Source organism: Desulfobulbus propionicus DSM 2032 (genome assembly GCF_000186885.1).
Classification (GTDB): Bacteria; Desulfobacterota; Desulfobulbia; order Desulfobulbales; family Desulfobulbaceae; genus Desulfobulbus; species Desulfobulbus propionicus.
Map to the genome: position 1 here is coordinate 3,800,115 of NC_014972.1, position 23,051 is coordinate 3,823,165.

The 23,051-nt window shown below is 60.0% G+C and carries 25 protein-coding genes and 2 tRNA genes; 19 read left to right on the forward strand and 8 right to left on the reverse strand.

All coding sequences use genetic code 11. The annotated features are described in order from the left end of the window. Positions 1–9 precede the first annotated feature (9 nt). Both DESPR_RS16570 and DESPR_RS16575 read left to right on the forward strand, forming a co-directional pair. Positions 10–95: transfer RNA gene (locus tag DESPR_RS16570), tRNA-Ser, on the forward strand. Positions 96–115: 20 nt separating this feature from the next. Further along, positions 116–208, forward strand: a tRNA-Ser gene (locus DESPR_RS16575). Positions 209–389: 181 nt separating this feature from the next. On the opposite strand, the gene DESPR_RS18665 is transcribed toward DESPR_RS16575, so the two are convergent. Beyond that, entirely contained in the window at positions 390–530 is a 141-nt protein-coding gene (locus tag DESPR_RS18665; protein WP_015725953.1) for a hypothetical protein, read from the reverse strand. Between the two features lie 284 nt (positions 531–814). On the opposite strand from DESPR_RS18665, the gene DESPR_RS16580 reads away from it, so the two are divergent. From DESPR_RS16580 to cmk, 5 genes are read left to right on the forward strand one after another with little or no spacing between them, the layout of a single operon-like run. Then, positions 815–1,870: an HD domain-containing phosphohydrolase gene (locus DESPR_RS16580; RefSeq protein ID WP_015725954.1), complete on the forward strand. Its 1,056-nt coding sequence runs from the start codon at positions 815–817 to the stop codon at positions 1,868–1,870. 49 nt (positions 1,871–1,919) lie between these two features. Further along, complete coding sequence (gene gatC / locus DESPR_RS16585; RefSeq protein WP_015725955.1) at positions 1,920–2,207, forward strand: Asp-tRNA(Asn)/Glu-tRNA(Gln) amidotransferase subunit GatC; 288 nt, start codon at positions 1,920–1,922, stop codon at positions 2,205–2,207. Between the two features lie 40 nt (positions 2,208–2,247). Next, positions 2,248–3,708, forward strand: a complete 1,461-nt coding sequence (gatA, locus tag DESPR_RS16590) for an Asp-tRNA(Asn)/Glu-tRNA(Gln) amidotransferase subunit GatA (protein WP_015725956.1) — start codon at positions 2,248–2,250, stop codon at positions 3,706–3,708. Positions 3,709–3,710: 2 nt separating this feature from the next. Continuing rightward, on the forward strand, positions 3,711–4,829 hold the full coding sequence (gene hisC, locus DESPR_RS16595; protein ID WP_015725957.1) for a histidinol-phosphate transaminase: 1,119 nt from the start codon (positions 3,711–3,713) through the stop codon (positions 4,827–4,829). Next, positions 4,816–5,514: a (d)CMP kinase gene (gene cmk, locus DESPR_RS16600; protein ID WP_015725958.1), complete on the forward strand. Its 699-nt coding sequence runs from the start codon at positions 4,816–4,818 to the stop codon at positions 5,512–5,514. The genes hisC and cmk overlap by 14 nt, the downstream gene beginning before the upstream one ends. A gap of 113 nt (positions 5,515–5,627) precedes the next feature. On the opposite strand, the gene DESPR_RS16605 is transcribed toward cmk, so the two are convergent. The 7 genes from DESPR_RS16605 to DESPR_RS16635 all read right to left on the reverse strand — a co-directional run bounded on the left by DESPR_RS16605 (position 5,628) and on the right by DESPR_RS16635 (position 10,188). Next, the gene (locus tag DESPR_RS16605) at positions 5,628–6,848 is read right to left on the reverse strand and encodes an FprA family A-type flavoprotein (protein ID WP_015725959.1); all 1,221 of its coding nucleotides are present in this window, start codon (positions 6,846–6,848) and stop codon (positions 5,628–5,630) included. A 26-nt stretch (positions 6,849–6,874) separates the two neighbouring features. Next, a complete protein-coding gene (locus tag DESPR_RS16610; RefSeq protein WP_015725960.1) occupies positions 6,875–7,222 on the reverse strand; it encodes a DsrE family protein in 348 nt (115 codons plus the stop codon). 165 nt (positions 7,223–7,387) lie between these two features. Beyond that, positions 7,388–7,546: a rubredoxin gene (gene rd, locus DESPR_RS16615; protein WP_015725961.1), complete on the reverse strand. Its 159-nt coding sequence runs from the start codon at positions 7,544–7,546 to the stop codon at positions 7,388–7,390. Positions 7,547–7,575: 29 nt separating this feature from the next. Further along, a complete protein-coding gene (locus DESPR_RS16620; RefSeq protein WP_015725962.1) occupies positions 7,576–7,950 on the reverse strand; it encodes a desulfoferrodoxin in 375 nt (124 codons plus the stop codon). Between the two features lie 162 nt (positions 7,951–8,112). After that, positions 8,113–8,706: a peroxiredoxin gene (locus DESPR_RS16625; protein WP_015725963.1), complete on the reverse strand. Its 594-nt coding sequence runs from the start codon at positions 8,704–8,706 to the stop codon at positions 8,113–8,115. A gap of 51 nt (positions 8,707–8,757) precedes the next feature. After that, positions 8,758–9,408, reverse strand: coding sequence for a transcriptional repressor (locus DESPR_RS16630; protein ID WP_015725964.1), 651 nt, complete (start codon positions 9,406–9,408; stop codon positions 8,758–8,760). Positions 9,409–9,582: 174 nt separating this feature from the next. After that, a complete protein-coding gene (locus DESPR_RS16635; protein ID WP_015725965.1) occupies positions 9,583–10,188 on the reverse strand; it encodes an OmpA family protein in 606 nt (201 codons plus the stop codon). 218 nt (positions 10,189–10,406) lie between these two features. Between DESPR_RS16635 and DESPR_RS16640 the strand changes: the two genes are divergently transcribed. From DESPR_RS16640 to DESPR_RS16695, 12 genes are all read left to right on the forward strand, one after another. Beyond that, positions 10,407–11,141, forward strand: coding sequence for a basic amino acid ABC transporter substrate-binding protein (locus DESPR_RS16640; RefSeq protein WP_015725966.1), 735 nt, complete (start codon positions 10,407–10,409; stop codon positions 11,139–11,141). 76 nt (positions 11,142–11,217) lie between these two features. After that, entirely contained in the window at positions 11,218–12,006 is a 789-nt protein-coding gene (locus DESPR_RS16645; protein ID WP_015725967.1) for an amino acid ABC transporter permease, read from the forward strand. Then, positions 11,993–12,748, forward strand: coding sequence for an amino acid ABC transporter ATP-binding protein (locus DESPR_RS16650; protein WP_015725968.1), 756 nt, complete (start codon positions 11,993–11,995; stop codon positions 12,746–12,748). The genes DESPR_RS16645 and DESPR_RS16650 overlap by 14 nt, the downstream gene beginning before the upstream one ends. A gap of 5 nt (positions 12,749–12,753) precedes the next feature. Then, on the forward strand, positions 12,754–13,188 hold the full coding sequence (locus DESPR_RS16655) for a hypothetical protein (RefSeq protein ID WP_015725969.1): 435 nt from the start codon (positions 12,754–12,756) through the stop codon (positions 13,186–13,188). 171 nt (positions 13,189–13,359) lie between these two features. Then, positions 13,360–15,021 carry a CTP synthase gene (pyrG, locus tag DESPR_RS16660; RefSeq protein ID WP_015725970.1) on the forward strand — a complete coding sequence of 554 codons (1,662 nt, stop codon included), beginning with the start codon at positions 13,360–13,362 and terminating at the stop codon, positions 15,019–15,021. Position 15,022: 1 nt separating this feature from the next. After that, the gene (kdsA, locus tag DESPR_RS16665) at positions 15,023–15,874 is read left to right on the forward strand and encodes a 3-deoxy-8-phosphooctulonate synthase (protein WP_015725971.1); all 852 of its coding nucleotides are present in this window, start codon (positions 15,023–15,025) and stop codon (positions 15,872–15,874) included. Further along, positions 15,864–16,505: a KdsC family phosphatase gene (locus DESPR_RS16670; protein ID WP_015725972.1), complete on the forward strand. Its 642-nt coding sequence runs from the start codon at positions 15,864–15,866 to the stop codon at positions 16,503–16,505. Before kdsA ends, DESPR_RS16670 begins: the two co-directional genes overlap by 11 nt. Beyond that, positions 16,502–17,071, forward strand: a complete 570-nt coding sequence (gene lptC, locus DESPR_RS16675; RefSeq protein WP_015725973.1) for an LPS export ABC transporter periplasmic protein LptC — start codon at positions 16,502–16,504, stop codon at positions 17,069–17,071. The genes DESPR_RS16670 and lptC overlap by 4 nt, the downstream gene beginning before the upstream one ends. Before the next feature lie 44 nt (positions 17,072–17,115). Next, positions 17,116–18,339 carry an LL-diaminopimelate aminotransferase gene (locus DESPR_RS16680; RefSeq protein WP_015725974.1) on the forward strand — a complete coding sequence of 408 codons (1,224 nt, stop codon included), beginning with the start codon at positions 17,116–17,118 and terminating at the stop codon, positions 18,337–18,339. Between the two features lie 768 nt (positions 18,340–19,107). After that, entirely contained in the window at positions 19,108–20,202 is a 1,095-nt protein-coding gene (locus DESPR_RS16685) for a hydrogenase small subunit (protein WP_015725975.1), read from the forward strand. A gap of 24 nt (positions 20,203–20,226) precedes the next feature. Then, positions 20,227–21,258 (forward strand): hydrogenase 2 operon protein HybA, encoded by a 1,032-nt coding sequence (hybA, locus tag DESPR_RS16690; protein WP_015725976.1) that lies wholly within the window; start codon positions 20,227–20,229, stop codon positions 21,256–21,258. Between the two features lie 82 nt (positions 21,259–21,340). Next, positions 21,341–23,041, forward strand: a complete 1,701-nt coding sequence (locus DESPR_RS16695; RefSeq protein ID WP_015725977.1) for a nickel-dependent hydrogenase large subunit — start codon at positions 21,341–21,343, stop codon at positions 23,039–23,041. Positions 23,042–23,051 lie beyond the last annotated feature (10 nt).

Here is a 23,051-nt window from a genome sequence, read left to right on the forward strand (position 1 = left end):
TGCCGTTATGGAGGGATGGCCGAGTGGTTTAAGGCGGCGGTCTTGAAAACCGTTGTGCGAAAGTACCGTGGGTTCGAATCCTACTCCCTCCGCCAGAAACCGATATGCACTCCATGGAGAGATGACCGAGTAGGCCGATGGTGCTCGCCTGCTAAGCGAGTGTGGGGGTTATACTCCACCGAGGGTTCGAATCCCTCTCTCTCCGCCATATAGACAAAGGCTGGTTGGATTGCCAACCAGCCTTTGTTGTTTGTGTTCCAGGACCACGCCATCCTGAACGACCTTCCATCAGGGTGCTAGTTTAACAAGTTTGTACCATGTTCCTGGGTGGTTTACCAGGATAACCTTACATATTATGTAAGAAGTTTTTCTTTTGTGTTGCATTTGTGTCAAGCGAGGTTGTTGTTCCTTCCCGTTGGCTCGTTCTTTTCCGCCCCGTTGTTTTCCGATTCGTCCGTGTCTTGTTCATAGCGAAACAGTTTTGTCAGGGTCTCTCCTCGCACCACCGGCTCTTGCCGCTGAGCGCGCATGTTCCCCCTCCTATCGCCATTCCTTGCGGCGGTTCTGGGTTCGCGCGGATAGCGCGCAGGTCAGCCCTGTTGCAAAGCGTGATTGAGAATGCGGGCAGCAAATTATCAATACCATGATTTTTCTGAATAAAATGTTCAGGTGCGATCGCCTGGCGGCAATAGTGCTTTTCTCGCCGGGGGAATTGTGCCAAACTAAACAAGATAGTTGGGGGACCGAACAGTGCGTGCAGGTTTGCATGGGTGGGTATTCGGTGCATATTGTTCCCAATTGACCAGGATGGAATATGGGCGCAAAGATTCTTGTCGCGGATGATGATTCCCTGGTTCGTCTGGCGATCCAAAAAATTCTCCTCTTCTTTGACCACGAGGTCACCGCCGTGGAATCCGGACGGCAGGTTTTGGAGTGCGTGAACGACGAGTTCGACGTCATCGTGCTTGACATCAACATGCCGGACATGGATGGTTTTGAGACGCTGGAGCGGCTGAACCGGCAACAGGTGGACATCCCGGTTTTGTTTCTCACCGGCGCGGGTTCCATGGATTATGCGGTCAAGGCGATTCATTTGGGGGCCTACGATTTTCTCACCAAGCCGATTGCCGACATCGAACTGTTCCATGTGAAGGTCAAGCAGGCGGTGGAAAAGCGGCACTTTCTCCTCCAGGAAAAGGCCTACAAGAAAAACCTGGAAAGGGAGGTCGAGGCGAAGACCCGTGAGCTGGCCGAAAAGAATCTCCTGCTTGAGCGCTACAGCGAGCACCTGGAACAGGCGACCGTCCAGATCATGTCCAGCCTGCAGGCGGCCATGGAGGAAAAGGACGGCTACACCGCCGGCCACACCCGCCGGGTGACGGAATTGGCCCTGCTGCTCGGGCAGGCGGCCGGTTTTAGCGGCGACGACATCACGGTGTTGCGCCGGGCCTCCCAGTTTCACGACATCGGCAAGCTGGTGATCGATCTGTCCTGCATCCAGAAGCCCGGGGCACTCAGTCCGGAGGAGTGGGAATTGATCAAGAAACATCCCGGAGTGGGGGCGAGCATCATCGAACCGCTGACCTTCATGGATCGGGAGCGGGACATCATCCGTCACCACCACGAAAAAATCGACGGCACAGGTTATCCGGATGGGATTGGCGGCAACGAATTGGACACCCTCACCAGGATCATCACCATCGCCGACAGCTATGATGCCATGACCTCGCGCCGCAATTACCGAAAAAATCTCACCTCCGCCGAAGCGGTGGGTGAGCTGCGCCGCTGCGGAGGGACTCAGTTCGATCCGGAACTGGTGGAAATCTTTGCGGGGGTTGTTCTTTCCGCTTGTTCGCTGTATAAACAGTAGCCGTTTGTTGACAAGTCACAGCCCCTGTTCTTCCATTTGTTGATCAACCATGAAAATTACCCGAGAAGAAGTGCAGCATGTGGCCAAACTGGCCCGGCTTGATCTGACCAGCGCCGAGGTGGATCGCATGACCGGCCAGCTCGACGCCATCTTGTCCTATGTGGCCAAACTCGACGAGCTAGACACCACCGGCGTACCCGTCACCACCCACACGCAGCAGGTGGTCAATGCCTTCCGCGAGGATGAGGTCCGCCCCTCGCTCCCCCGTGAGCGCGCCTTGGTCAACGGGCCGGAGCAGAATGGCGAATCCTTTGTGGTTCCCCGGGTCATCGGCTGAGCGCCGTCCTTCTTTTTCACCCCTTACCATCAAGCGAAGCATGGAACTGTACGCGTTACCCCTGCACGAGGCCCGGCGTCTCCTGGAGACCGGCGAGGTGAGTTCGGTGGCCCTTACCGAATCGGTGCTTGCCCGGATTGAAGCCGTCGAACCCAAAGTTCAATCCTACCTGACCCTGGATCGGGAAGGTGCCCTGCGACAGGCAGAACAGGCCGATATTGCCAGGAAAAACGGGCAAGGCGGGCCGCTGTGCGGCATCCCCCTGGCTATCAAGGATGTGCTCTGCACCACTACCATGCCCACCACCTGCGGCTCCCGCATCTTGGAAAACTTCGTCGCCCCCTACGAGGCCACGGTGGTGACCAAACTGGCCGAGGCCGGTTCGGTGCTCGTGGGCAAGCTGGCCATGGACGAATTCGCCATGGGCTCGACCAGCGAAAATTGCGCCTTCAAAGTACCCCACAACCCCTGGAAGCTCGGCTATGTGGCCGGCGGTTCCAGCGGCGGGTCAGCGGCGGCGGTGGCGGCCGACGAGTGTTTCGCCTCGCTGGGTTCAGACACCGGCGGTTCGATCCGCCAGCCCGCCTCGCTGTGCGGCACGGTGGGCATGAAGCCGACCTATGGCCGGGTGTCGCGCTACGGTCTGGTGGCCTTTGCCTCCTCGCTCGATCAGGTCGGGCCGCTGACCAAGGAGGTGCGCGACTGCGCCCTGATGATGAACGCGATCAGCGGCCATGACCCCAAGGATTCCACCTCGATCAAATTGGACGTCCCTGATTTTACCGCCTCCCTCCAGGACGGACTCAAAGGGGTGAAGATCGGTCTACCTAGGGAATATTTCGTCCAGGGACTCGATCCCGAGGTGGACAGGGCGGTCCGCGACGGCATCCGCATGCTCCAGGAGGCCGGCGCCGAGCTGGTGGAGGTCACCCTGCCACACACCGACTACTGCGTGGCGGTCTATTATTTGATCGCCCCGGCCGAGGCCAGCTCCAACCTGGCCCGCTTCGACGGCGTTCGCTACGGCTATCGCGACCGTTCGGCCGACTCCCTGATCGAGATGTACAACCGCACCCGTTCGCAGGGATTCGGCGACGAAGTCAAGCGCCGTATCCTCATCGGCACCTATGCACTCTCCTCGGGCTATTACGATGCCTACTACAAGAAGGCCTCCCAGGTGCGCACCCTGATCAAGGACGATTTCGCCAAGGCCTTTGCCCACTGCGACCTGATGGTTTCGCCGGTCTGCCCGACCCCGGCCTGGAAGATCGGCGACAAGGCCGACGATCCGCTTGCCCTCTATCTTTCCGATATCCTTACTCTGTCGGCCAACCTTGCCGGCGTGCCCGGCATGTCGGTGCCCTGCGGGTTCAGCAGCGACGGCCTGCCGATCGGTTTGCAGCTCCAGGCGGCCCACTTCAACGAGGAAATTCTGTTGCGTGCTGCCTACAACCTTGAACAACGTGCCGGCGTTGTCGGCAAGAAACCGGTGATCGCCTGATTATGCAACTGCCCATTCAACCCCACATCGCGGCCATTGTCCCCTATCCGCCCGGCAAACCCATGGATGAGCTGGAGCGGGAATACGGGGTGACCAACGCCATCAAGCTGGCCTCCAACGAAAACCCCTGGGGCCCCTCGCCCAAGGCGGTCGCGGCCATTGGGGCCATGCTTGCCAACCTGCACCGCTATCCCGACGGTTCGAGCTACTCCCTGACCGAGGCCGTGGCCCGGTGGATGGGGTCGGCGTCCGACGAGATCGTGCTCGGCAACGGCTCCAACGAAGTGATCGAGTTTCTGGTCAAGGCCTTTGTCGGTACCGGTGACGCGGTCATCACTAGCCACCCCTCCTTCCTCATGTACCAGAAGTTCGTCCAGGTGCGGGGCGGCGAGAACGTGATCGTTCCGCTCAAGGAGATGCGCCATGACCTGGAGGCGATCAGCGCCGCCGTGACCGACCGCACCCGGTTGATCTTCATCGACAACCCGAATAACCCCACCGGCACCCTGATCTCCCGCGAGGACTTTGACCGCTTCCTGCGCAGCCTGCCCCAGTCGGTGATCGTGGTGGTGGACGAGGCCTACGTCGATTTCGTCGATCCTGCGGTGCGCATCGATATCCTCGGCTATATCCGTCAGCCAGAGCAGATCCCGGCGGTGGTCAGCCTGCGCACCTTTTCCAAGGCCTTTGGTCTCGCTGGGCTGCGGGTCGGCTTCGGGGTCATGCACCGCGAGGTGGCCGCGCTGCTGCATCGGGTGCGGCAACCATTCAACATCAACCTGCCGGCCCAGGCCGGCGCCTTGGCTGCGCTCGACGACCTGGAACACTACCAGCGCACCCTGAGCGGCACGGCCGAGGGCCGGACCTGGCTGAGTGCGGAGGTCGCCGAGCTGGGCTGCACGCCCTATCCGTCGCACACCAACTTTTTCCTCATTGATGTGCAGGGCGATGCCACAAAACTCTATGAAGCCATGCTCTACAAGGGCGTGATTGTCCGTTCGATGAAGGCCTACGGTTATCCGGACTTCATCCGCATCACCGTGGGCACGATGGCGGAGAATCAGCGCTTTGTCAGCGCCCTGGCCGACTGTCTCCGGGACCTGGGGTATGGGCGTGCGTAAACGGATCGTCACCATCGACGGCCCGTCCGGCGGTGGTAAATCGACCGTCTCCCGGGCCCTGGCGGCCAAGCTCCATTTCACCTACCTGGATACAGGGGCGATGTACCGGGCCGTGGCCTATCACTGCCGAGAGCAGGGGATCGCCGCAGAAGAAGGCCCGCAGCTGGCGGATCTGTTGGCCTCGCTGCGGATCGAACTGCTGCCGCCCTTGCCCGGTGGCGATGATGTACGGGTGCTCGTGGAGGGGGGCGAGGTGGGGCAGGCCTTGCGTACCCCGGAGATGGGCATGCTGGCCTCGCAGTTCTCTGCCCTGCCGATGGTACGCGCGACCCTGACCCGGCTGCAGCAGCAGATCGGCGCAGGCGGCCGCATTGTGGCCGAGGGCCGCGACACCGGCACCGTGGTCTTTCCGGATGCGGCCTGGAAGTTTTTCCTCGACGCCAGCCCCGAGGTGCGGGCGCAGCGCCGGGCGGCCCAGTTGCGCGGCAAGGGCGAGACCGTGGATGAGCAGCAGTTGTTGGCGCAGATCATCAAACGTGATAAGGCCGATCGCGAACGGAGCGCGGCCCCGTTGCAGGCCGCCGCGGATGCGGTCATCCTTGATTCCACCCAAATACCGGCCGACGAGGTGGTGGAGCAAATGTACGCGCACATCCTCGCCACCTCCTGTTGCCGCGACGAATAACCTACTACGCTGTGGCGGCGACTGCCCTCCGCAGCGACCGTTTTAGATAAAAAAAGCCCTGCATTCCGCTCGGGAGTGCAGGGCTTTTCTTGTTTCTGTACCATCAGCGTCGATCAGGCCAGGGATTCCACCTGCTCGCCGGCCATCATCGCCTGCATGGCCTTGCCCACTGTCCGTCCCAGTTCCACGCACTCGCCCAACTGGGCATGCTCGGGGACATACTGGGTCTTGACCCCTGGGTGACAGACCACGATGTTCATCTCCTTGAGGATTTCATTCATCATCTTGACCGCCTCGCCCGACCAGCCGTAGGAACCGAACGAGGCCCCCACCTTGTTGGTCGGCCGCAGACCGCGCATGTACATCAGAAAATCGGCCATGCGTGGCAACATACCGTTGTTGAGGGTCGGAGAACCAAGCACAATGGCGCTGGCCTCGAGCACGTCGGTCATGACGTCGCTACGGTGGTTAACCGCCAGATCAAGCAGCTTGTACTCCACGCCCTGCTCATGCAGGCCTTCGGCCACGGCCTTGGCCATCTTCTTGGTCGATTCCCACATGGTGTCGTAGATGACCAGGGCCCGGCCGTTGCCCTGGTGGTTGCACCAGCGGTTGTAAGCCTCGATGATCTTGCCCGGATTGGAACGCCAGACCACGCCGTGATCGGGGGCGAGCATCTTGATCGGCAACTGCATCTCCTGGACCTTGGCTAGCAGCTTCTTCACCAGCGGCGAATAGAGGGTGAGGATGTTGGCGTAGTACTTGGTGGCCTCGTGCATGAGCACATCCTGGTTGACTTCGTCGTCAAACCGCTCGCTGGTGGCCAGATGCTCGCCAAAGGCATCGCTGGTGAACAGGATCTGATCTTCCTTGAGGTAGGTGAACATCGAATCCGGCCAGTGGAGCATGCGGGTTTCGAGGAAACTGAGCGTCTTCGTGCCCAGGCTGATTTCCTCGCCCGGCGCGACCACATGAAAGGGCCAGTCCGGACGGTGGAAATGCTGCATCAGAGCCTTGTGGCCCATCTTCGAGCAGATGATCTTTTCCGGATTGATCGCCTCGACCACCTCGGGTAGCGAGCCGCTGTGATCCATCTCTACATGGTTGACCACCAGATAGTCGATCTTTTTCGGATCGATGATGGTGTGGATGCGGTGCATCAGCTCGCTTTTGTACGGTTTTTTGACCGTATCGATCAGGGTGACCTTTTCGTCGATGATGAGAAAGGCGTTGTAGGTGGTGCCGCGGTAGGTCGAATAGCCGTGGAAATCACGGATATTCCAGTCGACGGCGCCCACCCAGTAGACATTGTCAGCCAGGGCAATTTTTTTCATGGAGTGATTCCTCTGTTGGGATGCGGTTAAAAGGTGAGAACCGTATAGCCTTGCTCGATATAGGCCGACATCGCCGGATGGCCAGCCAATTCGCCAATCAGCGGAATGTTCTCCTGGGTGACCGCTTCGACGACATTGAGCTTGGTGGAGCAGGCACGGCAGGCGCCGACGATCAGACCCTGAGTCTTGGCCTTGGTGTACAGTTGATGAAGGAAATGCGAGGGCTCGGCCATGACCGGCACCAGGGTGACCGACTCGCCTTCGAGCACTATTTTACCCTCCATGCCCTTCTGGGCCATATCCAAACTGTTCAGGAGCACGTGAATGAAGCAGAGCGGATTGTCGCGGAAAGCGAAAAAAACGGTTTTGTTCATAGGCAACCTCGAAAGAGTACAGAAAATGGGTCAGCGCATGAGACAGCCGCAGACCGCGATGGTCTGGTCGGCATAACGGCGGGCGGCGGGAGGGGGGAGACCTGCCTGGGCGGGCCGGACAAGGTGGCCCCTCTGCCGGACGAATCCGGCAGAGGGGCGGATTGGTTACGCTTCTTCGAATTGATCCTTGCCCGCGCCGCAGACCGGACAGGTCCAGTCATCGGGGATATCTTCAAACGCGGTGCCGGGAGCCACGCCATTGTCAGGATCGCCGACAGCAGGATCATACTCGTAGGAACAGACAACACAGACGTATTTTTTCATCACTTCTCCTTTCGGTCATTAAGGGGGAATCAGGCCTTCCACAGTCCGTGGAGGTTGCAGTACTCGCGAGCGGAAACCTTATCCGCTTGAATACAGAAGGTTGCTTCAGGCGCCTCGCCGGGTTTGAGATCCTGGCGGTAGACCTTGCCGTCGGCAATCAGCTCGATGAACTCGATCCAGTGCTTTTCCTCCATGGGGTGGGGCACTGAACCAACGGTAACCTTGTAGCCCTCGGCTACCTTGGTGATGACCGGCACATGTTTTTCCTTGGCGGCATCGACGGTGTTCTCGGTCATCAGGGTCATAGGTTGGCCGCAGCAGACCAGTTCGCCGGCACCGGCATGCAGAACTTCAACAATGTTGCCGCAGAGGGCGCACTTGTACACGTCATTCTTCTTGGTCATGTTCTGTTCTCCTCGTTGATTGAAAAAATCTGATGGGCAGAAACGCGCGTGGTTTCCGCCCCCACGCCGGGCAAAACACGCAAAAACAATAAACCATCTGATTCGGCTCCGAAAGGGCCAAATTGTCTTTTTCCCTGTTTTGTCCGGAAGATCGAGAGCCGATCAACCATTGTGCTTGGCCAGATACTCGGCAACGCCGGCGGCGGTGGGGGTCATGGCCTCCTTGCCTTCCTGCCAGTTGGCCGGACAGACATCGCCGTGCTGCTCGTGAAACTGCAGGGCATCGACCATGCGCAGCGCTTCGTCGATGTTGCGGCCCAAGGGCAGATCGTTGACCACCGCATGGCGGACAATACCGTCGCGGTCGATGAGAAAGGTACCGCGCAGGGCGATGCCGGCATCGAGCAGCACGCCGTACTGACGGGAAATGCTTTTATCGAGATCGGACACCAGGGGATACTGGATATTGCCGATGCCGCCCTGGTTGATCGGGGTGTTTTTCCAGGCCCAGTGGGAAAACTGGGAATCGATCGACACGCCGATGATTTCGCAGTTCTTGGCCTTGAACGCCTCCAGTGCCCGGTCAAAAGCAAGAATCTCCGAGGGGCAGACAAAGGTGAAATCCAGCGGATAGAAGAAGAGGATCACATATTTACCCCGGTAGTCGGAGAGCTTGAAATCCGGTTTCATCGAATTGTCGGGCAGAACGGCGGTGGCGGTGAAATCCGGCGCCTGTTTGGTCACTAAAAAGCTCATAACACAACCTCCTGGTTTGTGGATATTGAAGGATACGCAATGAAAGGACGGTCAGTCGAGCGCAGTCTTGCCCTGCTCGGTGATCGCATACTTGCAACGGGCGGGACTGCTCACGTAGCCCTTGTTTTTCAGGGCGGTGATCTGGCAGCTGACCTGCTTGCTTTCCAGGCCGGTGGCTGCGGCCAACTCCTTGCTGCCGCACGCCTCCTTGCTGTGGGCCAGGGCCTCGAGCACCTGACGTTGGGTGTCGCTGAGTGATGCGCGACCGCATGATGTGCATGCCATGGTTCGTTCTCCTGTTCGTTGTTTCTTTTCCTGATTTTTCTGACAATTCGGACAAAGACCGAAAAATTCAATTCTGCACCCGGTGATCCGGTACCCTTTTTCCCGAATCTGGTCAAAGGGCAACGGAGCGCTGGTCGTGGGAATGTTGTCAACCCGCTGGCAGCGGGTGCAGTAGACATGGTCGTGGTCCTGGGGGTCCCAGTCAAACCGTTTCTGCCGACCGCTGATTTCCAATTTTTTGATCAATCCGGCTTCGGAGAGGATCTCCAGGTTCCGGTACACCGTTGCCAAACTGATCCGGGGCAATTTCTTTTTAATCCGTTCGTATAACTCATCCGCGGTCAAATGCAGCTTGCACCGCTGCATCTCGTTGAGAATGATTTCACGTTGATGGGTCATCCGCAGAGTGTGATCCATTGCCCCCCTCTTGAAAATTTTTGTCAAATGTATTTAATAATCATTCGCAAGTCAAGGGAAAAAGAAAGATCCATTGGCGGCAGTGAGGGAAAACGGGAAAACGGAGGGGAGAGAGGGATCGCGTCCATCGGGTTTGCCTTCCGCGGCAAACCCGATGGAGAGGGAAGGGGGACGCTATTCGAGGATAAAGTCGTCGCGCCGGTTGTGGGCGTAATCGTCTTCGCTGCCACCGTTGAACAGCGGCCGCTCTTCTCCGTAGCTGACGGTGCGGATGCGGCTTTCCTCGATCCCGAATTCTATCAGATAGGTCTTGGCGCTCATGGCACGACGTTCACCCAAGGCCAGGTTGTATTCGTTGGTGCCCCGGTTGTCGGTGTTGCCCTCGATCAGCACCCGCGCCGAAGAATTGCTCTTCAGGTAGCCGCCGTTGTGTTCCATGCTTGGAATCTGATCGCTGCGAATGCCGGAATGGTCGTAGTCGAAGTAGATCGGGGTGAACTCGGGCGACGAACGGCCATGGGCGCGTTTGTAGGCATCGCTCTGCTGATCGGCGTCAGTGGCCAGGCTGCCGCTTCCGCCTCTGCCTGTGGAATCAAGCCCTTCCACTCCGGGGCCGGTCTCTTCGGTGATGTTGCCCATGCGATTGCCGCCCATGCTGTCATCGGAGCCGGCACCGGCGCCGCCCGCGTAAGGGGAGACCTGTTTCGGGCCACAACCGCCAGCGAGCAGAACCGTGCAAGCAAGAGCCGTGGCAAGGAAAAGACGGGAAAAGGTATGCATAATCAACCTCGCGAAATAAAGAAGGAACAGGGGGAAACAAGTAGTCGATGTATACCTGCAACAGGAGGATAACGTCAAGAAAAACCTAGTTTTCCCCGGTTGTCTCGCGGTGGTCTCCCGCTCGACTCGCCACGGTGGCCGCACCTTTTTCTTGCTAGCCTTTTTCATGAATGGTAGATGGAGGAAACCGTTACCCATGTCCCGCTGAGGAGGAACAGATGATCCACAAACTATTCACCGCCCTGTTGCTGCTGGCCACCCTGTGCAGCCCGGTTGCCGCGGAAACCACCATTACCTTTGCCACCGACGCCACCTGGCCGCCGATGGAATTTGTCAACGATCAGAAACAGGTGGTGGGCTATGCCATCGAATTCATGACCGCCGCCGGCAAAGAAGCGGGCTTCACGCCGGTATTCAAGAACACCGCCTGGGACGGCATATTCGCCGGCTTGGCCGCCAAGAAGTACGATGCCATTGTCAGCTCGGTGTCGATCACCGAGGAACGGAAAAAGGCGATGGACTTCAGCGAGCCCTACTTCACCGTCCGTCAAGCCCTGATCGTGGGCAAGGCATCGACCGCCAAGAGCCTGGCCGACCTCAAGGGGCAGAAGGTGGGCGGCCAGATCGGCACCACCGGTTATTTCGCCATCAAGGCCGCCGCCGGGGTGGAAGCCAAATCCTACGACGAAGTCGGCCTGGCCATGGAGGATCTGAATGTCGGCCGCATTGCCGCGGTGGTCTGCGACGATCCGGTGGCCGCCAACTACGCCATGGACAAGTACAAGGACACCCTCAAGATCGCCGCCATTATCGAGACCGGCGAAGCCGAGCATTACGGCGTGGCCGTCAACAAGGGCAATGCCGAAACCCTGGCCCTGATCAACAAGGGCATCGCCGCGGTCAAAGCCAAGGGCCTTGACCAAGAACTGAAGAAAAAATGGATCGGTCAATGACCGATCCTTACGCTTGACCATTTGCCGGGCCTTTGTGCCCGGCTTTTTTTATCCAACCGTGACGAATCGGCTCACCATGTCTGAACCTGAAATCACCAAAATCGAAGTCGGCGACGGTGCCGCCATTCCCCGGCCGGAAGACAAGGGGTTGGTTTCCGCCTGGTGGATCGCCCTGTTTGGGGCCATAACCCTGCTTGTCCTCTTGCCGTGGATGAAGCCGGATCCTTACCTCAACATCCTCCGTTTCGTGCCCGACGGCATCCTGATCACCTTCGAGGTCACGGTGCTGTCGATCACGCTTGCCATCGTCATCGGCTTATTGACCGGCCTGGGCCGACTGTCGCGCAACCGGGTGATCAACCTGATCGCCTCGCTGTATGTCGAGGTGGTGCGCGGCATCCCGCTGCTGGTGCAGCTGTTCTACATCTACTACGCCCTGGGCCGTTTTGTCCGCGTTCCGGACATGGTGGCGGCGGTAATCGCCATGGCCTTCTGTTACGGGGCCTACATGGGCGAGGTCTTTCGCGCTGGCATTAAATCGATTGATTTCGGGCAGACCGAGGCGGCCTTGTCGCTTGGCTTCAACCACCGCCAAACCATGGCCTACGTCATCCTTCCCCAGGCCTGGCGGACCATCCTGCCGCCGGTGGGCAACGAGTTCATCGCCCTGCTGAAGGACACATCGCTGGTCTCGATTCTGGCGGTGGCCGATATTCTGCGACGCGGGCGGGAATACGCCTCGGAGAGCTTCAACTATTTCGAGACCTATACCATGATCGCCCTGATTTACTTGCTGATCACCCTGATCCTGTCCAAATGCATCAGCATCATGGAACACCGATTGAGCCATTATGAACGCCGCTGATCCGATTATCCGCCTGCAGCAGATCAATAAATTTTTTGGAACATTTCGAGCGCTGGCCGATGTCAGCCTCGATATCCGGTCCGGGGAAAAGGTCGTGGTGCTCGGACCTTCGGGCTCGGGCAAGTCGACCCTGCTCCGGACCATCAACCGATTGGAGTCCATCGATTCCGGAACGATCATCGTCGACGGCCACAACCTCTATGGCGAAGGCGCGGACATCAACCGCATCCGCATGGAAGTGGGCATGGTGTTTCAGAATTTCAACCTCTTTCGCCATAAGTCGGTGCTCGACAACCTCACCCTGGCGCCGATCAAGCTCAAGATGATGGGACGCGCCCAGGCCGAGGAGCTGGCCATGAGCCTGCTCGATAAGGTGGGGATGCGCGACCGGGCCCACCATTTCCCGGTTCAGCTCTCCGGCGGCCAGCAGCAGCGGGTGGCCATTGCCCGGGCGCTGGCCATGGAGCCGAAGATCATGCTTTTCGACGAGCCGACCTCGGCGCTCGACCCGGAGATGATCAACGAGGTGCTGGAGGTCATGGTGGCCCTGGCCCGGGAAGGCATGACCATGGTGGTGGTGACCCACGAAATGGGCTTTGCCCGCGAGGTGGCCGACACGGTGGTGTTCATGGATGCCGGCGCCATCGTCGAAGTGGCGCCGCCACAGGCGTTTTTCACCACCCCCCAAAATCCGCGCAGTCAGCTGTTCCTCAAACAGATCTTGGCTCCGGCCACCCGGTGACCGCGATGAACAAGGGTTTGCTGGAAATACACGAGCATGCAGCCGAGGGCTACAAACCCCTGGTGGATTTCGAACACTGGCGGGTGGCCGTGCTCAACTTCAGCCCCGACCTGCTGCCGGAGAACCTCACCCGGATGCAGCGCCACAATGAAACCGACGAGGTCTTTGTCCTGTTGGCGGGGCGTTGCATTCTTTTTGTCGGCGAGGGAAGGGACCGGGTCAGTCGCATCCACGCCCAAGACCTTCAACCGGGCCACGTGTACAACGTCAAGCAGGCGGTCTGGCACACCCACACCCTGAGCTTTGATGCCCGGGTGCTGGTGGTGGAAAATCGCGACACCACCTATGACAACTCCCCCTTCACCCCGTTGAGCCAGGAGCAGCACCGGGAAGTGATCGACCTGACCGCCGCGCTGTGGAACGGGCCGCACAAACCCTGAACATCTTGTGCCGACCGTGTAATTTCGTACAAAATCATTAAGGTATGTCTCCGGTTTTCCGCCCGGCCGGGCTTGTCAAGCCGGGGTTGATCGGGTATATTTTCGTTCCGACCACACCAAGGCAGCCGCGGCTGCCTTCCTCTTTTTTCCCAGCGCGACAAAGGTAACGGCATGAAAGCTTCCCTGAGCAAGAAAACAAAATTCATTTTTATTACCGGCGGCGTCCTTTCCTCGCTGGGCAAGGGGCTTTCCGCCGCTTCCATCGGCGCCCTGCTGGAATCGCGAGGCCTGACCGTCACCTTCCAGAAGCTCGACCCCTACATCAACGTCGATCCCGGCACCATGAACCCTTTCCAGCACGGTGAGGTCTACGTCACCAACGACGGCGCAGAAACCGATCTGGACATGGGGCATTACGAGCGTTTCACCAACGCGGTCATGGGCAAGCAGAACAACTATACTTCGGGCCGGATCTACTACTCGGTGATCATGAAGGAACGGCGCGGCGAGTATCTCGGCGGCACGGTCCAGGTGATCCCTCATATCACCGACGAGATCAAGGAGGCGGTGGTGCAGCTCGACGGGAGCGCCGATGTGGCCATCATCGAGATTGGCGGCACGGTGGGCGACATCGAAGGCTTGCCCTTCATCGAGGCCATCCGCCAGCTGCGCACCGATCTGGGCAAGGAATACACCTTGTTCATCCACTTGACGCTGGTGCCCTACATCAAGACCGCCGGCGAGGTCAAGACCAAGCCGACCCAGCATTCGGTCAAGGAGCTGCTGGCCTCGGGCATCCAGCCCGACATCCTCATGTGCCGCACCGAGGAACCGCTCAGCGACGATCTCAAGAAGAAGATCGCCCTCTTTTGCAACGTCGACGCCAACGCGGTCATCTCGGCCGTGGATGTCGAAAGTATCTACGAACTGCCGCTCAAGCTCCGGCAGGAGGGGGTGGATGACCGCATCCTGGAGAAGCTGGGCATCTGGACCGGGTCGCCGAACATCGAGCCGTGGGAGCGGTTGGTGCGCAAGATCAAGAATCCCAAGGCCACGGTGACCATCGGCATCACCGGCAAGTATGTCGATCTCAAGGAATCCTACAAGAGTTTGCACGAGGCTCTGATCCATGGCGGCATCGCCAACGAGACCAAGGTGGCCTTGCAGTATATCAGCGCCGACGAACTGGAGGACGGCACCGATCTGGAGAAGCTTGACCACTGTGACGCCATCCTCGTCCCCGGCGGTTTCGGCAGCCGCGGCATGGAAGGTAAGATCCAGGCCGTGACCTATGCCCGCGAGCGCAAGGTGCCATTTTTCGGCATCTGTCTGGGCATGCAGTTGGCGGTTGTCGAGTTCGCGCGCAACATCGCCAAGATCGATGGAGCGCATTCGGTCGAGTTCAATCCGGCCACTCCGCACCCGGTGATCTATCTGATGACCGAGTGGTTCGATTTCCGAACCGGCAAGATCGAGAAACGCGACCAGCATTCCGACATGGGCGGCACCCTGCGGCTCGGCGCCTATCCCTGCGCCCTCAAGCCCGGCACCTTCGCCGCCGCCGCCTACGGCCAGGAAGAGATCAGCGAGCGGCATCGCCACCGCTACGAGTTCAACAACGCCTACCGCCAGCAGTTGGAGGAAGCCGGTCTGATCGTCAGCGGTACCTCGCCCGACGGCACCCTGGTGGAGATCATCGAACTGGCCGACCATCCCTGGTTCCTCGGCTGCCAGTTCCATCCGGAATTCCAGTCCAAACCGATGAAGGCCCACCCCCTGTTCCGCGACTTCATCAAGGCGGCGATCACCTACAAGAAAGGCGGCAAGGCGTGAGATGATCAAACCTGTCAGCATCCAACCAACTCCAGCGGGTCCGATCACCATCGGCCCGGGCGCGCCGCTGTTGCTCATGGCCGGTCCCTGCGTGCTGGAAAGCGGCGACCTGGCCTGGGAAATAGCCCGGGAGATGAAAGCCATTGCCGCCCGTCTCGGCGTTTCCTATGTGTTCAAGGCCTCGTTCGACAAGGCCAACCGCACCTCGCTCAGCTCTTTTCGCGGACCTGGGGCCGAGAAAGGGCTGCGTATCCTTGGCCGTCTGCGCGCCGAGGTCGGCGTGCCGGTGGTGTCCGACATCCATGAGCCGGGCCAAGCCGAGCTGGCCGCCGACTGTCTCGATATCCTCCAGATTCCAGCCTTTCTCTGCCGCCAGACCGATCTGTTGATGGCCGCCGCCCGCACCGGCAAGGTGGTCAACGTCAAGAAGGGGCAATTCGTCTCGCCCTGGGACATGGAGCACGCGGTCAACAAATTGCGTGGCGCGGGCACGGAGAAAATCCTGCTCACCGAGCGCGGCGCCAGCTTCGGCTACAACAATCTGGTGGTGGACATGCGATCGCTGGTGGTGATGCGCGCTTTCGGCTACCCAGTGGTCTTTGACGCCACCCACTCGGTGCAGCTGCCGGGCGGGGCGGGCGGGAGCTCCGGCGGGCAGCGCGAGTTCATTCCTGCTCTGGCGCGCGCGGCCATGGCCGTGGGCATCGACGGTTTGTTCCTCGAGGTTCATCCGCAGCCGGACAAGGCTCTGTGCGACGGCCCCAATTCCCTGCCGCTCGATCAAGTCGAGCCCCTGCTCAAACAACTGCTGGCGGTGCGCCAAGCGGTGAGCGGAGTGATCGATGCAGCGTGACGGTTGCGGTATGCCGGGTGGCGGCTATCCCACCGATTGCGAGCTGACCGAGGCTCTGCGCAACCGGGCCATGGCCCGCAACCGGCCGGTGGAACGCGGTGCGGCCTGGCTGGCGGCCCTGCCCCAGGCGCGGCAAATACGGCTGTTGCTGCTCGATGTTGACGGCGTGCTCACCGACGGCACCATCACCTACACCTCTGGCGGCGGCGAGACCAAGAGCTTCAACACCCAGGACGGCCTGGGGATCAAGCTGCTTCAGGACAGCGGCGTGGCGGTGGGCATCATCACGGCCCGCACCTCGGAGGCGGTGGCGCGTCGCGCCCAGGATCTACGTCTGGCCCATGTCTTCCAGGGCAAGCAGGACAAACTGACTGTGTACGAATCCATCCTCAAGCAAACCGGTCTGCGGCCGCCGCAAACCGGGTTCATGGGCGACGACCTGATGGATCTGCCGATTCTCAACCGGGTTGGCCTCGCCGTGGCGCCGGCCAACGCGGTGGCCGAGATCCGCCAGCGGGTCCACTATACCACCGAGCGCGGCGGCGGGCATGGCGCGGTCCGCGAGGTCTGCGACTTGATTCTCGAGGCGCAGGGCAATCTGGCGCGCATGCAGGCCACGTTCGACCGATGATCCGTAATCCCCGCAACCTGCTGTGGCTGCTGCCGCTGCTGCTCCTTGTCACCAGTCCCGCCTGGAAGCCGCCGTTGAGCGCGTTCCTTGAACCCCGGGGCGGTTACAATCCCAAGCTGGCCCAGCCCGAGGAAGACACGCCGATCCAGAATTTCGTCATGGACCGGGTGGCGATCACCATGACCACGAACGGCATGGAAGAATGGCAGATCGACGCCGAGCGCGCCTTTACCGGCGAGCGCGACCATGAGATCAAGATGGAGGAGGTCAGCGCCATGTACATCGGTACCGAGAAGGAGCCGATCAATATCGAGAGCCGCCGGGGTGCCTACCTGATCAACGACCGCCACCTGATTCTCACCGACCATGTCAAAGTCAGCAAGCCGACCAAGAACCAGGTCATGCTGTCCGAACGGCTCGAATACGACGATGCCACCAAGATGCTGGTCAGCCCGGGCAAGGTCACCATCCTGGCCCCGAAGATGCGTCTGGACGCCGGGCGGATGGACTATGATTTTTCCACCGAGGGCTACGATTTCGGCAACCGGGTCAAGGTTAACCTCTAACCCCTCCGGCGTTCCGGCGGGATTCCACACTGAAGGGATACTCCATGTTGAGAATAAACGAGCATTACCTGAAACTGCAGGCTTCCTACCTTTTTTCCGATATCGCCAAACGGGTGGCCGCCTTCCAGACCGCCCATCCCGAGCGCGAGGTGATCAAGCTGGGCATCGGCGACGTCACCAACCCCCTGCCCCCCGCCTGTATCGCGGCCTTCCACAAGGCGGTCGACGAGATGGCCACCACGGCCGGTTTTCGCGGCTACGGTCCGGAGCAGGGCTATGATTTCCTCCGCCAGGCCATCGCGGTCAACGATTTTCAGGCGCGCGGCGCCGACATCCAGGCCGACGAGGTGTTTGTCTCCGACGGTGCCAAGTGCGACACCGGCAACATTCAGGAGCTGTTCGCCCTGGACGCGACAATCGCCATTCCCGACCCGGTCTACCCGGTCTACCTCGACACCAACGTCATGGCCGGCCGCACCGGGATGTTCAAGGATGGCCGCTATGAGGGCATCGTCTATCTGGAGTCGACCAAGGCAAACAACTTTGTTCCCGACCTGCCCAAGGAGCCAGTGGACCTGATCTACCTCTGTTTCCCCAACAACCCCACTGGTTCGACCATCACCAAGGAACAGCTCAAGGTTTGGGTCGATTTCGCCCGCGAGACCAAGGCGTTGATTCTGTTCGACGCCGCCTACGAGGCCTTCATCCGCGACTCCCAACTGCCGCACTCCATCTTCGAGATCGAGGGTGCGCGCGAGGTGGCGATTGAATTCCGCAGCTACTCCAAGAGCGCCGGCTTCACTGGCACCCGCTGCGCCTACACAGTGGTCCCCAAGGAGTGCCGAGCCTTTGATGCGCACGGCAACAAACAGGCGATCCATCCGTTGTGGAACCGCCGCCACTGCACCAAGTTCAACGGCGTCTCCTATCCGGTCCAACGCGCCGCCGAGGCGGTCTATTCGCCCGAGGGCAAGGCCCAGTGCACCGCCTTGATCGATGGCTACTTGAACAACGCCAAAATTATCGGCCAGGCCATGTCCGAGCTGGGGTACACGTATGTGGGCGGCGACAATGCTCCCTATGTGTGGATCGAGGGGGGGCGGGATTCCTGGGAATTCTTTGACCTGCTCTTGAACAAGGCCGGCGTGGTGTGCACCCCCGGCGCAGGTTTCGGCAAGTGCGGCCAGGGCTACATCCGCCTCTCCGCCTTCAACTCCGAGGCCAATGTGGTCAAGGCAATGGAGCGGATCAAGGAGGCTTTACAGTAAGACACGTTGAAGTTCCAATGAAATGGCGGAAAAAATGGGGAAGATCGCTATGCTTCCCCTGATTCCGCTGCACGTCACCAACCATCCACCGCTTCTGCCAACGCATTCCTCATAACCTGCGCATCGCAGGACATTAGATGTTTCTCCTTGAGTTAATGAGCTTATGAACGACCTCAAGATCTGTTTCAAGCGTGTCGACTACGACCTATCCGGTCTGTTGCACTATCTTGATAGGCGATATAGGTCTTCCTGACATTCAGCGTCCGTTCGTCTGCAAAAATGCCAAGGTTCGCGACCTGTTCGACTCGATGTATCAAGAGACCAGCCAACCGGTCGGTCCTGCTTGTTGGCGGCTGCGACAGTCAATCCTTCTTCTTGTTCCCGTCTTCAGCCTTCTCCCCCTTTGATCGCGGCCGTGTTCTTCCGCCGCCTTGTTGTTCATAAACCCTGCGCATGCTTGGTGTCACGCCGCACGGGGCAAAACAGGGGCGCAGTCCTCGCTCTTTCCTCATCCGCTAGCTGGACCAGGGCGAATCACCCTGCCTTTGTTTCCCGTCCATCCAGACCGCGCCGAAGCGGTGGGTGTTGATCGATAGTCTTTTGGATGGGCATTGTGCAAAATGTGCACAATGAAAAAGGTGTTGCACAGGCTTTTTTTTGCCTTTATACACCAACGTAACGGATTGTTTGTTTCATGGTTTTGTCAAAGAGAGGTTTGTGAGTTCGATGCGTACATAAGCAGTTACCTGTACATTAAGGAGGTGGCAGATGAAGTCGAAGGTTGTGGGCAGCAACGAGAATCTGTTGAGTAGTGTAACTCGCAGGGATTTCATGAAATTCTGCACGGCGGTGGCAGCCACCATGGGCTTGCCGGCCGCTGCGGTTCCCCGGATCGCCGAGGCCGTCACCTCGCCGAAACGTCCTCCGGTGATCTGGCTCTCCGGCCAGGAATGCACCGGCTGCGTCGAGTCGCTGTTGCGCACCGGGCACCCGTCCATTGAAACGCTGATTTTTGACCTGATCTCGCTCGAATACTCCGAGACCCTCAATGCCGGCTCCGGTCATCAGGCCGAGGCTGCCCGGGCCAAATCGATCGAGGAAAACAAGGGCAAATTCATCCTGGTGGTGGACGGCGCCATTCCGGTCAAGGATAAGGGCATCTACTGCCAGATCGCCGGCAAACCGGTGCTCGACATTCTCAACGAAACCGCGCCGCTGGCAGCGGCGGTCATCGCCATCGGTTCTTGTGCCGCCTGGGGTGGCGTTCCTTCCGCCGATCCCAATCCCACCGGGGCCACCCCGGTGCATACCATCCTCAAGCCCAAGGGCATTCCGGTGGTCAATATCCCCGGCTGTCCGCCCAATCCCTACAATTTTCTTTCCACGGTCATTCACTTCCTGACCTTCAACAAACTGCCGGCCCTGGACGACAAGGGACGGCCCAAATTCGCCTACAGCCGCCTGATCCACGAAAACTGCGAACGCAGGCCCCACTTTGACGCCGGCCGTTTTGCCGAGGAGTTCGGCGACGAAGGCCATCGCCAGGGCTACTGCCTCTACAAACTGGGGTGCAAGGGACCGGAGACGTATAACAACTGCGCCACCCTGCCGTTCAACGACACCCCCGGCTGTTGGCCGGTGGCCACCGGCTCGCCCTGCTTCGGTTGTTCCGAGGACAAGGTCGGTTTCCACAGCCCCCTGTTTTCCAAGGCAAAGGTCGCCTTCCCCACGCCGCCGGCACAACAGCCCGACGCGGTTCCGCCCAAGGGCGGTGGCGCCAAGAATTTCGCCTATGGCGTGGCCGGAGCGGCCATCGGCGCGGCGGCGGTGGCCCTGTCACAGCGGGGCGGCAAGGAAGACTGAACATAGACCGGGAGTGTGAACACCATGGCAATCAACAGACGGGATTTTCTCAAATTTTCGGCGGGGGCCGGCCTGATGCTGACTGCGGCGCCGACGCGCGGCCAAGCGGCACCGCGCGGGGAGCTGCCGCCCGATGCGGTCGGCATCCTCTATGACGCGACCCTGTGCATCGGCTGCATGTCGTGCATGGTCAACTGCAAGAAAGCCAACTCCGAACCCGGCGGCGCCTTGTACCACAAGGAAACTGCCGGCCAGATTCCCTTTGAATATCCGCAGGGCGATCCGATCTATGACGCCCCGGACAACCTCTCCTCCAAGACGCTGTGCGTGATCAAGGCCTACCGCGATGGTGACGGCGAGCAGCCCGGCCAGAGCGAAAAGGGCGGCCCGGCCTTCTCCTTTGTCAAGCAGCACTGTCTCCATTGTCTCGAACCGGCCTGCGTGTCGGTCTGCCCGGTGGCGGCCCTGCAAAAGCAGCCGGACACCGGCATCGTCACCTACAACAAGAACCGCTGCTTTGGCTGCCGGTACTGTCAAATCGCCTGTCCCTTCGGTATTCCCGCCTATGAATGGGAAAAAGCCTCGCCCTCGGTGGTCAAGTGCCAGTTGTGCAATCATCGCTATGCCCAGGGAGGGTATTCCGCCTGCTGCGAATTCTGTCCCACCGGCGCCTCGATCTTCGGCAAGGTCAAGGATCTGCGGGAAGAAGCCAAGCGCCGCCTGGCGCTCAAGCCCGGCGAGACCTACGCCTATCCGGTCAAACGGGTCGACGGCGACGAGCGTACCGAACAGGTGGTGGCCGAGTATGTCAACCATGTGTACGGTCTGGAAGAGGCCGGCGGCACCCAATATCTCTTCCTCGCCGGGGTGAGCTTCGACAAGCTAGGTTTCAACCCCAGGATCACCAACCAGGTCTATCCCGATTTCACCTGGGATTACGTGTCCCATGTACCGGCCCTGATCGGCACCCTGCTGGTGGCCGGCACCGCGTTGCGGGTGGTAACCCAGAAGTTGGAGAAAAAAAACAATGACGCCGGGAAGGGGGATGCGTCCTGACCCCACACGGACAACCTGTCTCGCGAACGTTGATATCAAGTGACATTCATCCCCCAGCAGCGGGAGTGTAAAGGAGAACACCATGGCCCAAAAAATCACCATTGATCCAGTCACCAGAATAGAGGGGCATCTGCGGATAGATTGCGAAGTCGACAACGGCAAGATCACCAATGCCTGGTCATCGGGACAGATGTGGCGGGGCATTGAAATCATCCTCAAAGGCAGGGATCCCCGGGATGCCTGGGCCTATACCCAGCGCATCTGCGGCGTCTGCACCACCGTCCACGCCATGGCCTCGGTGCGGGCGGTCGAGGATGCCCTGAAACTGGAGATTCCGCTCAACGCCCAGTACATCCGCAACATGATCGTCGGCGCTCACGGCATCCACGATCACATGGTTCATTTCTATCAGCTGTGCGCCCTCGACTGGGTGGACATCGTTTCCGCCACCACCGCCGATCCCCAGGCAACCGCCGCGCTCGGACAGAAGCTGTCCGGCTGGAAGGGCAACAGTGTCCAGGAGATCAAAGCGGTCCAGGACCGGCTGAAAAAATTCATCGCCAGTGGGCAATTGGGGATCTTTGCCAGCGGCTATTGGGGGCATCCGGCGATGAAACTCACCCCCGAGGTCAACCTGCTGGCCGCCACCCATTACCTGCAGGCCCTGGAATATCAGCGCAAGATCAATCAGGTGGTGGCAATTCTCGGCAGCAAGACGCCGCACATCCAGAACCTGGCGGTGGGTGGGGTTACCAACCCGATCAATCCCGACAGTCCGGCCAATCTGACGATTGAAAAATTGTTCCACATCAAGACCCTGATCGACGAGGTGGGCGATTTCATCAAGCAGGCCATGCTCACCGACGTGGCCGCGATCGGCGCCTACTACGCCGATTGGACCCAATACGGCGCCGGCGTGCTCAACTACCTGTCCGTGCCCGACATGCCCATGGACAGCAAGGGCACGACCTTTGCCCTGCCCGGTGGTTACATCCCGGGCGGTGATCTCGCCAAGTTCCGCCCGATCGCCAGCCAAAAGGAAACGGTGCTCTACGACTCGATCAAGGAGTCGATCAAACACGCTTGGTACAACGGCAACTGGGACCGCTCCCCCTACGAGGGGGAAACAGTACCCAACTACACCGGATTCGAGTACGACAAGAAGTACTCATGGGTCAAGGCCCCCACCTTCATGGGGCAGCCGGCCCAGGTCGGCCCCCTGCCCCACGTGGTGGCCATGTATCTTGCCGGCCACCAAGCCACCAAGCAGTATGTCGATGCCACCCTGCAGACCGTCTCGGCCCTGGCCGGCGCCACGGTGGGCATTGACGCCCTCCACTCGACCATCGGTCGAATCGCCGCCCGGGTGGTACGCTGCGCCGTGCTTCATGATACCTTGAGCGTCCAGTGGCAGGCCCTGATCGACAACATCGGCAAGGGGGACCTCGATACCTTCAACGCCCCGGTTTTTCCACGGGGCGAGCAACGCGGCGTCGGGTTCCACGAAGCCCCGCGCGGCACCTTGTCCCACTGGATCGTGATCGAAAACGGCAAGATCAAGAATTATCAGGCGGTGGTGCCCTCCACCTGGAACGCCGGGCCGCGCAACGACCAGGGGGCGCTCGGCCCCTACGAGGCCTCGCTGGTGGGCAATCCGGTGGCCAACGCCGAACTGCCGCTGGAGGTGCTGCGCACGGTTCATAGCTTTGATCCCTGCCTGGCCTGCGCCATCCACCTGGTCGACGGCCGCAAGACCCCGATCACCAAGGTCAGAGTGCTGTGAACGGGGGCGG

Excerpts from the sequence above, each read along its gene's own strand:
- DESPR_RS16635 (WP_015725965.1), bottom strand. The coding sequence starts at position 10,188 with ATGCATACCTTTTCCCGTCTTTTCCTTGCCACGGCTCTTGCTTGCACG.
- DESPR_RS16680 (WP_015725974.1), top strand. The coding sequence starts at position 17,116 with ATGTTGAGAATAAACGAGCATTACCTGAAACTGCAGGCTTCCTACCTT.
- gatA (WP_015725956.1), top strand. The coding sequence starts at position 2,248 with ATGGAACTGTACGCGTTACCCCTGCACGAGGCCCGGCGTCTCCTGGAG.
- pyrG (WP_015725970.1), top strand. The coding sequence starts at position 13,360 with ATGAAAGCTTCCCTGAGCAAGAAAACAAAATTCATTTTTATTACCGGC.
- DESPR_RS16695 (WP_015725977.1), top strand. The coding sequence starts at position 21,341 with ATGGCCCAAAAAATCACCATTGATCCAGTCACCAGAATAGAGGGGCAT.
- DESPR_RS16640 (WP_015725966.1), top strand. The coding sequence starts at position 10,407 with ATGATCCACAAACTATTCACCGCCCTGTTGCTGCTGGCCACCCTGTGC.
- lptC (WP_015725973.1), top strand. The coding sequence starts at position 16,502 with ATGATCCGTAATCCCCGCAACCTGCTGTGGCTGCTGCCGCTGCTGCTC.
- DESPR_RS16620 (WP_015725962.1), bottom strand. The coding sequence starts at position 7,950 with ATGACCAAGAAGAATGACGTGTACAAGTGCGCCCTCTGCGGCAACATT.
- DESPR_RS16650 (WP_015725968.1), top strand. The coding sequence starts at position 11,993 with ATGAACGCCGCTGATCCGATTATCCGCCTGCAGCAGATCAATAAATTT.
- rd (WP_015725961.1), bottom strand. The coding sequence starts at position 7,546 with ATGAAAAAATACGTCTGTGTTGTCTGTTCCTACGAGTATGATCCTGCT.
- DESPR_RS16670 (WP_015725972.1), top strand. The coding sequence starts at position 15,864 with ATGCAGCGTGACGGTTGCGGTATGCCGGGTGGCGGCTATCCCACCGAT.
- hisC (WP_015725957.1), top strand. The coding sequence starts at position 3,711 with ATGCAACTGCCCATTCAACCCCACATCGCGGCCATTGTCCCCTATCCG.
- DESPR_RS16580 (WP_015725954.1), top strand. The coding sequence starts at position 815 with ATGGGCGCAAAGATTCTTGTCGCGGATGATGATTCCCTGGTTCGTCTG.
- DESPR_RS16605 (WP_015725959.1), bottom strand. The coding sequence starts at position 6,848 with ATGAAAAAAATTGCCCTGGCTGACAATGTCTACTGGGTGGGCGCCGTC.
- gatC (WP_015725955.1), top strand. The coding sequence starts at position 1,920 with ATGAAAATTACCCGAGAAGAAGTGCAGCATGTGGCCAAACTGGCCCGG.
- DESPR_RS16685 (WP_015725975.1), top strand. The coding sequence starts at position 19,108 with ATGAAGTCGAAGGTTGTGGGCAGCAACGAGAATCTGTTGAGTAGTGTA.
- DESPR_RS18665 (WP_015725953.1), bottom strand. The coding sequence starts at position 530 with ATGCGCGCTCAGCGGCAAGAGCCGGTGGTGCGAGGAGAGACCCTGACA.
- DESPR_RS16625 (WP_015725963.1), bottom strand. The coding sequence starts at position 8,706 with ATGAGCTTTTTAGTGACCAAACAGGCGCCGGATTTCACCGCCACCGCC.
- DESPR_RS16630 (WP_015725964.1), bottom strand. The coding sequence starts at position 9,408 with ATGGATCACACTCTGCGGATGACCCATCAACGTGAAATCATTCTCAAC.
- cmk (WP_015725958.1), top strand. The coding sequence starts at position 4,816 with ATGGGCGTGCGTAAACGGATCGTCACCATCGACGGCCCGTCCGGCGGT.
- kdsA (WP_015725971.1), top strand. The coding sequence starts at position 15,023 with ATGATCAAACCTGTCAGCATCCAACCAACTCCAGCGGGTCCGATCACC.
- DESPR_RS16610 (WP_015725960.1), bottom strand. The coding sequence starts at position 7,222 with ATGAACAAAACCGTTTTTTTCGCTTTCCGCGACAATCCGCTCTGCTTC.
- hybA (WP_015725976.1), top strand. The coding sequence starts at position 20,227 with ATGGCAATCAACAGACGGGATTTTCTCAAATTTTCGGCGGGGGCCGGC.
- DESPR_RS16645 (WP_015725967.1), top strand. The coding sequence starts at position 11,218 with ATGTCTGAACCTGAAATCACCAAAATCGAAGTCGGCGACGGTGCCGCC.
- DESPR_RS16655 (WP_015725969.1), top strand. The coding sequence starts at position 12,754 with ATGAACAAGGGTTTGCTGGAAATACACGAGCATGCAGCCGAGGGCTAC.